We start from the raw sequence: 13,496 nt of genomic DNA, 5'->3' as shown, positions 1-13,496 counted from the left end.
TACTTAAAGTCATGAGAAATATCAGTTGGTTATTACTATTAGTTATCTGTGTTTTTGGTTGTAAAAAAAACAATGAAAATTCAGAACCCGAAAATAAAATTGTAAAAAAGCCTAATATTATTTTTCTGTTTTCTGACGATCAAAGTTTTAAAGATGTCCATGTATTAGGTAATAAAGAAGTAAAAACGCCTACTATGGATAAACTGGCGGAAGAGGGGACTACTTTTACGCATACCTATAATATGGGTGGATGGAACGGTGCTATTTGTTTAGCTTCAAGAGCAATGGTCATAAGCGGACGGTCAGTATGGCGAGCTCAAGCAGTTTCAAAAGAGTTTAGTAAGAATAATGAACTAGATAAGACCTGGCCAAGGTTAATGCAACGTGCGGGTTATGAAACCTATATGACTGGAAAATGGCATATTTCAGCTAAAGCGGATTCTATTTTTAACCATGTAGGTCATGTTCTTCCAGGCATGCCTGGTGATAGTCCTGAAGGATATAATCGACCACAAAATGAGAATGACACGCTATGGAAACCATGGAAAAGAGAATTTGGTGGGTATTGGAAAGGAGGCAAACATTGGAGCGAAATGATAAAAGATGATGCGGTGTCTTTTATTGACAGTGCGGCAACCAAAGAAAAACCATTTTTTATGTATATCGCGTTCAACGCTCCACATGATCCGCGTCAATCTCCGAAGAAATATGTAGATATGTATCCGTTGGATAGTATCGCTATTCCTGACAGTTTTATGCCCATGTACCCTTATGCCGAAACCATGGGAGCTGGGAAAAACCTGAGAGATGAAAAATTGGCTCCTTTTCCTAGAACTGAATATTCCGTAAAAGTAAATAGGCAGGAATATTATGCATTAACAACCCATTTGGACGATCAGCTAAAGGACATAATTAATACCTTAGAAAAACAAGGTCTTATGGAAAATACGTATATATTTTTCAGTTCTGATCATGGTTTGTCAGTGGGTGAACATGGACTTATCGGAAAGCAGAATATGTATGATCATAGTATGCGAGTTCCTTTAATGATTGTAGGACCCAAAATTCCAAAAGGCAAAAAAATAGCTACTGATGTTTATATGCAAGATGTAATGGCCACAACACTTGAGTTGGCAGGAATTGAAAAACCAAAATATGTTGAGTTTAATAGTTTAACAAATCAAATTGATGGTACTGATTCTAAGGGTAGTTATGATGCTATTTATGGAACGTACGAGAAAAAATCTCAAAGAATGATAAGAAGGGATGGTTATAAATTAATCGTTTATCCTAAAAGCGAGAAAATTCTTTTATATAACTTAAAAGAAGATCCACAAGAGTTGAAAGATATAGCAGCAGAGCCTCAGAGTAAAGAAAAAATAAAAACCCTTTTTGTAGAATTAATGGAGTTACAGAAACAAATGGGAGATCAATTAGACTTATCAATTATTTATAAAAACATTTCATGAAAAGAACAAGTAAACTTTTAATTCTTTTTCTCTTAACTTTTTCTGTTGGGTTAATAGCCCAAGAACCTATAAAAATTGCTTGCGTCGGTAATAGTATTACTTATGGGGCTGGAGTCGTTAATCGTGAAAAAAACTCATACCCTGCTCAATTACAGGAATTGTTAGGTGATAAATATGAGGTGAAAAATTTTGGAGTTAGTGGTAGAACGCTTTTGAACAAAGGAAATCACCCATATACTGAGACTAAAGCTTATAAGGAAGCTCTTAATTTTATTCCTGATATTGTATTTATGAAGTTGGGTACTAATGATAGTAAGCTTGGAAACAGGGTTTATTTAGGTGAATTTGAAAAGGATTATCAAGATTTGATTCAATCATTTAAAAACATAAATGATAAAATACGGATAGTTTTGTTGCTTCCAGTACCATCTTTTACAGTAGATACTACCAAAATTTGGAATCCTGTAATAAAAAATAAAATTATTCCTTTGACGCAGTCAGTGGCATTTAATACGAATGTTGAGGTTATAGATTTATATCATTTGTTTGTGGACAAAAAGGATTTATTGCCAGATGGAATTCATCCCTCTGGATTAGGTCAAACCATTATAGCTAAAAGATTGTATGAAGTAATTCATCAAGAGCAAATGATGTCGATAAACTTTTTTGAAGATAAAAATAGTGCCATTGAAAAAAGCGAAAATTTTTACGGATATTCTTTGTTAAACTTTAAAATTGACAGTACGCAATGTAAAATTGTTGTACCCAAAAAAGTGGCAAAAGGAAACCCTTGGGTTTTACGTGCAAGATTCTGGGGACATGAGCCGCAAACTGATATTGCATTACTGGAAAGAGGTTTTCATATTGCATATTGTGATGTTAGTAGTCTTTATGGGAGCAAATTAGCATTAAAGCGGTGGAATAATTTTTATAAATTAATGACGAGTTCAGGTTTGTCTAAAAAAGTAGTTCTAGAAGGAATGAGCCGAGGTGGATTAATAATTTACAATTGGGCTGCGAAAAATCCTAAAAAAATTGCTGCTATTTATGCAGATGCCCCAGTTTTAGATGGTAAGAGTTGGCCAGGAGGAATGGGCCAAGGTAAATTAAGTAAGGGAGACTGGGGGCGTTTTAAGAAGGTGTATAAGTTGAAAAATGAAAGGAAACTAGAGAGGTTTAAAGACAACCCGATACACAAAGTAAAAAAAATAGTAAAAGGAGGTTATCCAATGCTACATGTGGTAGGAGATGCAGATAACGTAGTCCCTATTTCAGAAAATACAACACTATTTGAGAAGAAAATTAATCAGTTTTCAGGTGACATTGAAGTAATTCATAAACCAAATACTGGTCATCATCCACATAGCTTGCAAAACCCAACACCTATTGTTGACTTTATTTTGCGGGCTACAGATCAAAAAGTGAGTTTTGTAACAATTCCATCACCTTCTGCTGAATATCGTTCAGCTGCAGGATGGACTAATGGTACCGATTGGTGGGCACAAGCTCATGATATTGATTCTGTAGTTCAGACACTTAAAAATATCGATGTACTAGTTATTGGTAACTCTATTACTCAAAGTTGGGGGAGTAGTGGTAATAGAAATTATATAAATAGTAATACTGGTACCGAAGCAGCTAAAACATACTTTAAAGATATTACTTGGATGAATGCTGGTATTTCTGGTGATAGAACGCAGCATGTTTTATGGCGAATTGAAAAAGGAAATTATGAAAATGCAAATCCAAAAATGGTGGTAGTAACAATTGGCGTCAATAACTTTAGAGATAATAATGCTTTTGAAATTTTTGAAGGTATAGAAAAATTGATAGCACTTACTCGAACAAAATTTAAAAAATCAAAAATTGTCGTGTTAGGACCGTTACCAACAGGAATAGATCCTACCCAGAAGACAAGACAGAAATATAATTCAGTTCATAAATTGTTAAGTGCGTTTAAAACGCCAAACAAGGTGAAGTACTATAACCTTATTTCATTATTCATTGATGAAAAAGGGTTTTTAAATGAGGATTATTTTTCTGGAGATGGTATACATTTAAAACCTGAAGGTTATGCTATTTGGGGTAAGTTTATTAAAGAAAAATATGAACAGCTTTTGGAGGAAAATTAAAACATATCTGAAACGGACGATGTTCAAAAGAATTTTCGTAAATCAAAATATAAAGAAGATCTGAGAAATGAAATTAAGTATAAAAATAGTAGTTGTTCTAGCATTAAGTAGTATAATTTCTTGTGCTCCAAAAGTAGCACCACCAGAACCATTTGGACCAATACCGTCACAACGACAATTGCAATGGCACGGGATGGAATATTACGCATTTATTCATTTTAACATGAATACGTTTACGAATATGGAGTGGGGTGACGGTAGTGAAAAACCAGAACAGTTCAATCCAACGGAATTGGATGCTAGGCAATGGGCAAAAACAATTAAAGATGCTGGAATGAAAGGAGTCATAATTACAGCTAAACACCATGACGGGTTTTGCCTATGGCCATCAGAATATACAGAGCATTCGGTTAAAAACTCTCCATGGAAAAATGGAAAAGGTGATGTTCTTAAAGATTTATCAGAAGCTTGTAAAGAATTTGGTTTAAAGTTAGGCGTATATTTATCACCATGGGATAGAAACCATGAACAATACGGGAAACCAGAATATGTTACGTATTTTCATAATCAATTAAGAGAATTATTGACAAATTATGGTGACATATTTGAAGTTTGGTTTGATGGTGCTAATGGAGGTTCTGGGTATTATGGAGGAGCAAATGAAACTCGAAAAATAGATAATAAAACTTATTACCAATGGGATAAAGCCGTTGAAATTGTAAGAGAGTTACAGCCTAATGCTGTTATTTTTGGAGATGGTGGCCCAGGCGTACGTTGGGTAGGTAATGAAGAAGGATGGGCAAATGAAACCAATTGGAGTTTACTCAGAAGAGATGAAGTTTATCCTGGTTATCAGAAATACAAAGAATTGCGTTCTGGTCATGAAGACGGAACCCATTGGGTACCGGCAGAATGTGATGTGTCTATAAGACCAGGTTGGTATTATCATAAATCTGAAGATACTCAAGTGAAATCCTTAGAACATTTGGTTAAAATTTATTACGAATCTGTGGGGAGAAATGCTTCATTGCTAATGAATTTACCTGTTGACACTAGGGGCTTGGTTCATGAAAATGATGTGAAGCAATTGATGGCCTTAAAAGAGCAAATTACTAAAGATTTTTCTGAGAATTTAGCTAAAGATTTAGATGTAAAAGCTACAAATGTAAGAGGAGACAATTCAATGTATAAGCCTGAAAATGTGAATGATAATAATGATGAAACGTATTGGTCAACTAACGATTCAATTACAGAAGCATCTATTACATTGTCTTTTAATAAGCCTACCGAAATTAATAGAATTTTATTAGAAGAATACATACCCTTAGGACAGCGTGTAAGTAAATTTACTGTAGAAGCAGAAGTGGATGGCGTTTGGAAAGTAATAGATACACAAACCACTATTGGAGATAAGCGTATTTTAAGGTTTAATGTGGTTAAGACCTCAAAAATAAAGCTGGATATTAAAGGAAAAGCAGCATTAGCTATTTCAAATATAGAATTGTATAAAGCTCCACATTTATTAACTGAACCTATTGTTACTAGAGATAAGGAAGGCACAATAACAATGAAAGTAGCGGATAAAAATATTGAAATTTATTATACAACAGATGGTTCAGAGCCAGATACCTCTTCATTAAAGTATAATAATGCCTTTTTTGTTGATCAGCCTACTCAGCTTAAAGTGATTGGTTATAATCCAGAAAATAAAGAAAGGACTTCAGTAAAGCAGGTCTATTTTGATATTAGTAAAAAGAATTGGAAGGTTTTAAAAGTGTCTTCAGGTAAGATAGAAGAGGCTACGAAGATGATTGATGATAGTTACATGAGCTCTTGGGTCTGCGATACTAATAATAGTGGACCTAATGAAATTGTTATAGATTTAGGTAACGTGTACAATTTGTCAGGCTTTACATATATGCCTATGCAAGGGCGTTGGCCGGCTGGAATCATTTCTGATTATGAGTTTTTAGTAAGTGAAAATAATAAAACATGGAAATCTGTATCTATTGGAGAGTTTGGAAATATTAAAAACAACCCCATTGAACAGATTATAAAATTCCAATCATCTAAAGGTCGCTATATTAAGCTAAAAGGGATTAAAAGTGTAGACCATGACGGAAAAATGTCTGTTGCTGAAATAGGGGTGATTACAGAATAACATAGTTTCAATAATAAAAATAATGAACAGATAACTAAATTAAAACTCTAAAAATAGACACATGAAAAAAAGTATATTATTAATAATTGCCATCTTCTTTTTTAATCAGGCATTTGCAGAGATTTGGCTACCCTCTATCTTATCTGATAATATGGTTTTGCAGCAAAAATCTGAAGTTACCTTTTGGGGGTGGACTACTAATACCAATGAAAAAATAACCATTACGCCTTCTTGGAATAATATTTCCGTAGAAATTAAAGCCTATCAAGGAAAATGGCAAGGAAAATTAACCACGCCTAAAGCAGGAGGAATTTATACTATAACGATACAAGGTCACGAAGAAATTAGTATTAAAAATGTGCTCATTGGTGAAGTTTGGTTGGGTTCTGGACAATCGAATATGGAGTGGACGCCGGCTCAAGGCCTTGTTAATGCAGAAGAAGAAATTAAGAATGCTAATTATCCAGAAATTCGGTTTTTTCAAGTGTCTAAGCATATTGCAAATACGCCCCAAGAAAACACGAGAGGTAAGTGGATTGTTTGTAGTCCTGAAACTATGAAAAATTTTAGTTCAATTGCTTATTTATTTGGCAAGAAATTACATAAGGAGTTGGGTATTCCTGTAGGATTAATAAGTAGTAATTGGGGAGGTACCCCTATTGAAACTTGGATACCAGAACAAATGATGAACGGTAATAAGTCACTACAAGAGGCGGCAAAAAAAATCACACCAAGAGCGTGGTGGCCAAATAAAACCGAACTAGCATATAATGCAATGATTTACCCACTAATAAATTTTAATATAGCAGGTGTTATATGGTATCAAGGAGAGTCTAACCGGCAAAATGCACTATCTTATTATAAATCATTTCCTTTATTAATTGAATCTTGGAGAAAAGCATTTGGTAAGGAGTTTCCTTTTTATTTTGTACAAATTGCACCTTATAAATATGACGACCTACAAGGAATGGATGCTGCGGTGGTCAGAGATGCTCAATTACAAACCATGTTAACAATACCTAAGACTGGTATGGTGGTTACAAATGATATAGGTAATTTAGAAAACATTCATCCCATTAATAAGCAAGATGTAGGTTTGAGATTGGCCTTATGGGCATTGGCAAAAGATTATGGTAAATCAGATTTAGTATATAGTGGGCCCATTTATAAATCAATGGAAATCAAAAAGAAGAAAATTATATTGAATTTTGATTATGCTGATAATGGTTTATTACAAAAAGGAAAGGTGTTAAACGAATTTTATATTGCAGGTGATGACCAGAAATTTTATCCAGCCAAGGCTAAAGTAGTAGGAAAAACCGTCGTCGTTTCAGCGAAAGCAGTAAAAAAACCAGTTGCTGTTAGGTTTGCTTTTACAAACGGAGCTTTACCTAATTTTTTCAATAAGGAAAATTTACCTGCGTCGGCCTTTAGAACAGATAATTGGGAAATTGAATTAAAATAACAAGATGAGAAAACCAACCAAAATTTTAATAATATTTATCGTATTTTTTGCTTTAATCTCATGTCAAAAGGAAGAGGTAAAGCAACCCGTAACAGAAATTTGGTATGCCCAACCTGCTACTAAATGGATGGAAGCCTTACCTGTAGGTAATGGCCGTTTAGGGGCTATGGTGTTTGGTGACCCCAATCATGAACGTATTCAACTTAACGAAGATTCACTTTGGCCAGGTGGTCCAGACTGGGGTAATTCGAAAGGGAATAAGGATGATTTAGAGCAAATTCGTGAACTTTTGGCAGCAGGAAAAGCTCATGAAGTTGATCAACTAATAATAGAGAAGTTTTCGTATAAATCAGTTTTAAGGTCGCACCAAACTATGGGCGATTTGTTTATTGATTTTGAAGGAGAGAACGAAGTAACCAATTATAAGAGATCTTTAGATTTTGATAATGCTATTGCTAAAACTGTTTATGATTCAAATGGATATCAAGTTACGCAAAAAGTTTTTGCTTCAAACCCAGATGATGTACTCATTGTAACATTAGAAAGTAAAAATCCCGAAGGTTTAAGCTTTACTATAAAGATGAATCGTCCAGAGGATAATGGGCATAAAACCGTGGAAATCTCAAACCCTTCTGAAAAAGAAATCAGTATGAAAGGAATGGTAACTCAATATGGTGGTAAAAAGTTTTCAGAACCATTTCCTATTGATTATGGTGTAAAGTTTGAAACACGCTTAAAAGTAAATAATAATAGTGGTGAAGTAATTGCAAAAGATGGAATTTTAGAATTAAAAAACGTTAAGCAGGCTACCCTATATGTAGTAGCAAATACTTCTTTTTATCATGATGATTATGAGACTGAAAATACTAAAACTCTAACAGACGTTACTGAAAAATCGATTAAGGAATTACTTGATACTCATAAAAAGGATTATCAGGAACTATACAATAGAGTTGATTTTAATCTGGGTGATGCGAGTTTAGATAGTTTACCTACGGATGTACGTTTAAAACGTATAAAAGAGGGTAATGACGATCCAGATTTAGCGGCTAAGTTATTTAAGTACGGACGCTATTTGTTGATAGCTTCTTCACGTGAAGGAACAAATCCCGCAAATTTACAAGGGTTATGGAATGAACATATACAAGCTCCTTGGAATGCAGATTATCATTTAAACATTAATTTACAAATGAATTATTGGCCGGCTGAGGTAACTAATTTAAGTGAATTGCATACTCCATTTTTCAATTTTTTAGATAAAGTATTTGATAGAGGAAGGATTACCGTAAAAGAGCAATATGGTATTGAAAGAGGTACAGTTGCTCATCATGCTACAGATTTATGGGCTACACCATGGATGCGTGCAGAAAGGGCTTATTGGGGGGCTTGGATTCACGGAGGTGGATGGTCAGGCCAACATTATTGGGAGCATTATCAATTTACTGAAGATAAAGTGTTTTTAGAAAAGAGAGCCTATCCTACGTTGAAAAGCTTATCTGAGTTTTATTTAGATTGGTTGGTTTGGGATGAAAAATCAAAGACTTGGGTTTCTAGCCCAGATTCATCTCCTGAAAATTCATATTTAGCGTCGGATGGAAAACCAGCAGCAATATCTTTTGGTAGTGCAATGGGACATCAAATTATTGGAGAAGTTTTTGACAATACGTTGGCTGCAGCTGAAATTTTAGGAATAGATGATGATTTTGTGAAAGAGTTAAAAGCTAAAAAAGAGAAGTTACATCCAGGTGTCGTTATTGGTGAAGATGGTAGAATATTAGAATGGAATGAACCTTACGAAGAACCTGAAAAGGGACATAGGCATATGTCGCATTTATATGCACTGCATCCGGGTGATGATATTACTTCGCAAACTAAAGAAGCCTTTGCCGCGGCTCAAAAAACAATAGATTATCGATTAGAGCACGGTGGTGCCGGTACAGGTTGGAGTAGAGCATGGATGATAAACATGAATGCTAGGTTGTTAAATGCAAAATCTGCCGAAGAAAATATTGCAAAATTTATGCAGATTTCAGTTGCTGATAATTTGTTCGATGAGCATCCTCCATTTCAAATTGATGGAAATTTTGGCTATACGGCAGGTGTTGCAGAATGTTTATTACAATCCCATGAAGGGTTTTTAATGATATTACCATCGCTTCCTAATAATTGGAAAATAGGTAATGTTGAAGGATTAAAGGCAAGAGGTAATATTATAGTTGATATCGTGTGGGAGGATGGTTTATTAAAACAATTAAACTTGGTGCCGTTAACCGATAAATTGGTGAAAATTAAGTACAGTAATAAGGAAGTTGAAATTCAATTAATAAAAAATAAAAAAACATCATTAAATGAAAGTCTTGAAGAAATATAACAAAATTAAAGAGGTAATGAAAAAGTCTGTAATTTGTATATTTTTATTGTCCGCAATGTTTTCTTGGTCTCAGAATGTTGATTCACTAAAAGTAGAACAGCAAAAAATGCAATGGTTTAAAGATGCCAAATTGGGTGTTTTTATACATTGGGGATTATATGCTGTAAATGGAATTGATGAATCTTGGTCATTTTATAACGGTTATATTTCTCATAAAAATTACCTTAAGCAAACAAAAGGATTTACGGCTAAAAATTATAATCCTGAAGCATGGGCCAAATTAATTAAAAATAGTGGAGCAAAATATTCTGTAATTACTTCAAAACATCATGATGGTTTTGCTTTATGGGATACAAAATATGGAAATTTTAATTCTGTGGATGCCGCTACATCAAAAAAAGATGTATTGACACCATTTGTAACTGCACTAAGAAAAAATGACCTTAAAGTTGGTATTTATTATTCGTTACCCGATTGGACTTATAATGATTATACAAATTTCACTAGAGATTCTATTCGCTATAAAATTCAAGATGAACCAAAAAGATGGAAAAAATTCTTGAACTATTACCAAGGTCAATTAAAAGAACTTTCTGACAATTATAATCCAGATTTATATTGGTTTGATGGTGATTGGGAACATAATTCGGAAGAATGGCAAGCTCCGCAAGTTAGAAAGATGTTGTTGGATAAAAACCCAAATACAATTTTGAATTCTCGTTTACGAGAACATGGAGATTATGCGACTCCAGAACAAGGTATGCCTATAACTAGACCCAAAAGTAAGTATTGGGAATTATGTATGACTATAAATGATTCTTGGGGGTATCAAAAGAATGATCACAATTATAAAACTACCAACCAAATTATCGGAATTTTCGCTGATGTTATTGGCAATGGAGGTAATTTATTATTAGATATTGGGCCTAAAGGAGATGGTTCAATTCCAAAAGAACAAGTTGAAGTGTTGGAAGGATTAGGTAAATGGACTAGTAAACATAAAGAAGCTATTTATGGTTCTATCGCAGGCATACCCAAAGAACATTTTTATGGACCAACGACCTTATCAAAAGATAAAACAATGTTGTATTTATTTGTTAAAGGAGACCCTAAAGGTGAAGTTGTTATTAGAGGTTTAAAGAATAAAATAAACCGTATTTGGGTAGTTGGTGATGGTACTAAACTTTCTCATAAAGTTGTAGGAAGCGTATATTGGAGTCATTATCCTGGTATTAAGTATATTCAAGTACCAGAGTATGTGTTAGATGATGAGATGACTGTAATTGCTGTCTTATTAGATGGTAAGGTTGATTTATATCGAGAAGACGGAGCAGTAATAGAAAGTAATTAAAAGTAAAATTAAATAGTAGTAGATGAAACGTAAATTAATATTTGTAGTTGTTTTTATTTCTTTATTGACAATTTCTTGCAGTAAAAAGATTGTACAACAGAATAGTCATAGTGAGCCAATAACAAAGCATGTAATTCTAATAGGTTCTGACGGTTTTGGTGCTTATGCTTTTGATAAAGCTAAATTACCGAATTTAAGAATGTTAATGAAAGATGGTGCTTACTCTCTGAAAGCGAGGTCAGTTTTACCATCTTCTAGTGCTGTAAATTGGGCATCAATGATAATGGGTTCGGGTCCAGAGCTGCATGGCTATACAGAATGGGGTAGTAAAACGCCTGAATTACCATCTCGTATTATTGGAAAAGACAGTATTTATCCAACAATATTTAGTTTGATAGATGAGCAGTTGCCTAATGCAAAAATGGGTGTTTCTTACACATGGAATGGTATTGGGTACTTGTTTGAAAAGAGTATTGTAGATCTTAATTATAACGGAGCATCTGATGAAAAAACAATAAAAACAGCTATGGACTTCTTTTTAAAGGAAAAGCCGGCATTCACTTTTATACATCTTTCACATCCTGATAATGAAGGGCATGAAATTGGTCATAATACTCCTGAATACTTTACTGCTGTTGAAAAAGTAGATGGTCAAATCGGTGGTGTTATCAGTACTTTACAACAAAATAATATGATGGATGATACCGTAATTATTTTCACTTCAGATCATGGTGGTGTAGGCAAAGGGCATGGAGGTAAGACTTTACTAGAAGTTGAAATACCTTGGATTATCTATGGTAAAAACATTGCTAACAAAGGAAAATTAGAAAAGAGTATTGTAACCTATGATACTGCACCAACTATAGCCTATCTGTTAGGATTAAAAACTCCCGATTTTTGGAGAGGAAAAGCTGTTAAAGAAGTAGTGAAATTATGAAAAAAAACTATTTACCGTATTTGACATTAATTCTTTTATTGATAATTAATTGCAAACCGAAAGATCATCAAGAAAATGAAATAGCAAAAATAAATCGTCCCAATATTGTCTTGTTTTTAGTAGATGACATGGGGTGGCAAGATACTTCTGTTCCATTTTGGGATAAACGTACACCTTTTAATGATTTGTATCATACCCCAAATATGGAGCGTTTGGCCACTGAAGGTATGAAATTTACGCAAGCTTATGCAACCGCAGTGTGTTCACCAACACGGATAAGTTTAATGACCGGTATGAATGCAGCTAAGCATCAAGTTACCAATTGGACTTTAAATAAAGATGCTTTACAACCTATGGAGTCAAATCATAAAACATTATCATTTCCAAATTGGAATGTAAATGGTATGAGTCAGGTAGCAGGAGATGAAAACGCTGTTTATGCCACACCATTGCCACAGGTATTAAAAGATGCGGGTTATTATACAATTCATTCAGGAAAAGCACATCTAGGAGCAATTGGTACACCAGGAGAAAACCCATTGAATTTAGGTTTTGATGTAAATATTGCAGGTCATGCTGCGGGAGCACCTGCAAGTTATTACGGAATGGAAAATTTTGGCAATGGTAAAAAAGGTAAAGAGGTATGGGCAGTGCCTGGGTTAGAGCAATACCATGGCAAAGATATTTATTTATCAGAAGCTATTACATTAGAAGCTCTTAAAGCCATTGATACTGCAGTGCAAAATAAAAATCCTTTTTTTTTATATATGTCCCATTATGCAGTTCATTCTCCAATTATGGGAGATGATAGGTTTGTTCAGAAATATTATGATAAAGGTATCGATTCTATAGAAGCTAAATATGCCTCAATGGTTGAAGGTATGGATAAAAGTTTAGGAGATATTATGGATTTTATTGATAAAAAAAACATAGCAGATAATACCATAATATTATTTATGTCAGATAATGGAGGATTAAGTGCTGTTGCCCGTGGTGGCAAAAAACACTCCCATAATAAACCACTTAATAGTGGTAAAGGTTCTGCTTATGAAGGAGGTATACGAGAACCAATGTTGGTGAAATGGCCAGGAAAAGTGAGTGAGAAATCGAATACAGATAATTATGTAATTATTGAAGATTTTTATCCAACCATTCTTGAAATGGCGGGAATTGAAAATCCTAAAACAATTCAAAAAGTAGATGGGCAGAGTTTTGTGCCAATTTTAATAGGAGAAAGTCCTAAAACAAATGAACGTCCATTATTTTGGCATTATCCAAATTTTTGGGGAGCATCAGGTCCTGGAATTGGTGCCAGTAGTGCAGTGCGTCTAGGTGATTGGAAATTAATTTATTTTTATGAAAATCAGAAATTAGAATTGTATAATATTATTAAAGATATTGGAGAGCTAAATAACTTAGTCGAGATAAATCCTGAAAAAGCTAAAGCATTGGCAATTATTTTGACAGACTATTTAAAAGAAGTTAAGGCTCAAATTCCCGCAGATAAAAAAAATGGAAAACAGATCCCTTATCCTGCTGAGGTTTTAAACTAATTAAAACAAATAGATATACTGTACGTTATATATTAAATATTTTAATCAACAACCAAT

Annotated in this window: 8 protein-coding genes; all 8 read left to right on the top strand. The window is 33.8% G+C overall.

The genetic code is table 11. From position 1 onward, the window contains the following. Window positions 1–11 precede the first annotated feature (11 nt). The 8 genes from D3P13_RS14740 to D3P13_RS14705 all read left to right on the top strand — a co-directional run bounded on the left by D3P13_RS14740 (window position 12) and on the right by D3P13_RS14705 (window position 13,439). On the top strand, window positions 12–1,469 hold the full coding sequence (locus D3P13_RS14740; protein ID WP_117883632.1) for a sulfatase-like hydrolase/transferase: 1,458 nt from the start codon (window positions 12–14) through the stop codon (window positions 1,467–1,469). Further along, window positions 1,466–3,601, top strand: a complete 2,136-nt coding sequence (locus tag D3P13_RS14735) for a GDSL-type esterase/lipase family protein (RefSeq protein ID WP_117883631.1) — start codon at window positions 1,466–1,468, stop codon at window positions 3,599–3,601. Before D3P13_RS14740 ends, D3P13_RS14735 begins: the two co-directional genes overlap by 4 nt. A 67-nt stretch (window positions 3,602–3,668) precedes the next feature. Further along, window positions 3,669–5,762, top strand: coding sequence for an alpha-L-fucosidase (locus D3P13_RS14730; protein ID WP_117883630.1), 2,094 nt, complete (start codon window positions 3,669–3,671; stop codon window positions 5,760–5,762). A gap of 61 nt (window positions 5,763–5,823) precedes the next feature. Further along, complete coding sequence (locus D3P13_RS14725; protein WP_117883629.1) at window positions 5,824–7,227, top strand: sialate O-acetylesterase; 1,404 nt, start codon at window positions 5,824–5,826, stop codon at window positions 7,225–7,227. A gap of 4 nt (window positions 7,228–7,231) precedes the next feature. Next, the gene (locus tag D3P13_RS14720) at window positions 7,232–9,598 is read left to right on the top strand and encodes a glycoside hydrolase family 95 protein (protein ID WP_117883628.1); all 2,367 of its coding nucleotides are present in this window, start codon (window positions 7,232–7,234) and stop codon (window positions 9,596–9,598) included. Window positions 9,599–9,614: 16 nt separating this feature from the next. After that, the gene (locus D3P13_RS14715) at window positions 9,615–10,949 is read left to right on the top strand and encodes an alpha-L-fucosidase (protein WP_117883727.1); all 1,335 of its coding nucleotides are present in this window, start codon (window positions 9,615–9,617) and stop codon (window positions 10,947–10,949) included. A gap of 22 nt (window positions 10,950–10,971) precedes the next feature. After that, on the top strand, window positions 10,972–11,886 hold the full coding sequence (locus D3P13_RS14710) for an alkaline phosphatase (protein ID WP_117883627.1): 915 nt from the start codon (window positions 10,972–10,974) through the stop codon (window positions 11,884–11,886). Further along, window positions 11,883–13,439: a sulfatase gene (locus D3P13_RS14705; RefSeq protein ID WP_117883626.1), complete on the top strand. Its 1,557-nt coding sequence runs from the start codon at window positions 11,883–11,885 to the stop codon at window positions 13,437–13,439. Before D3P13_RS14710 ends, D3P13_RS14705 begins: the two co-directional genes overlap by 4 nt. Window positions 13,440–13,496 lie beyond the last annotated feature (57 nt).

Source organism: Aureibaculum luteum (genome assembly GCF_003449015.1).
GTDB classification, from domain to species: Bacteria; Bacteroidota; Bacteroidia; order Flavobacteriales; family Flavobacteriaceae; genus Aureibaculum; species Aureibaculum luteum.
Note: the sequence above shows the minus strand (reverse complement) of the source record. Positions and strands in the feature narration are given on the sequence as shown.

What these genes read in the sequence shown, in the direction of transcription:
- D3P13_RS14740 (WP_117883632.1), top strand. Translation starts at nt 12, where the DNA reads ATGAGAAATATCAGTTGGTTATTACTATTAGTTATCTGTGTTTTTGGT.
- D3P13_RS14735 (WP_117883631.1), top strand. Translation starts at nt 1,466, where the DNA reads ATGAAAAGAACAAGTAAACTTTTAATTCTTTTTCTCTTAACTTTTTCT.
- D3P13_RS14730 (WP_117883630.1), top strand. Translation starts at nt 3,669, where the DNA reads ATGAAATTAAGTATAAAAATAGTAGTTGTTCTAGCATTAAGTAGTATA.
- D3P13_RS14725 (WP_117883629.1), top strand. Translation starts at nt 5,824, where the DNA reads ATGAAAAAAAGTATATTATTAATAATTGCCATCTTCTTTTTTAATCAG.
- D3P13_RS14720 (WP_117883628.1), top strand. Translation starts at nt 7,232, where the DNA reads ATGAGAAAACCAACCAAAATTTTAATAATATTTATCGTATTTTTTGCT.
- D3P13_RS14715 (WP_117883727.1), top strand. Translation starts at nt 9,615, where the DNA reads ATGAAAAAGTCTGTAATTTGTATATTTTTATTGTCCGCAATGTTTTCT.
- D3P13_RS14710 (WP_117883627.1), top strand. Translation starts at nt 10,972, where the DNA reads ATGAAACGTAAATTAATATTTGTAGTTGTTTTTATTTCTTTATTGACA.
- D3P13_RS14705 (WP_117883626.1), top strand. Translation starts at nt 11,883, where the DNA reads ATGAAAAAAAACTATTTACCGTATTTGACATTAATTCTTTTATTGATA.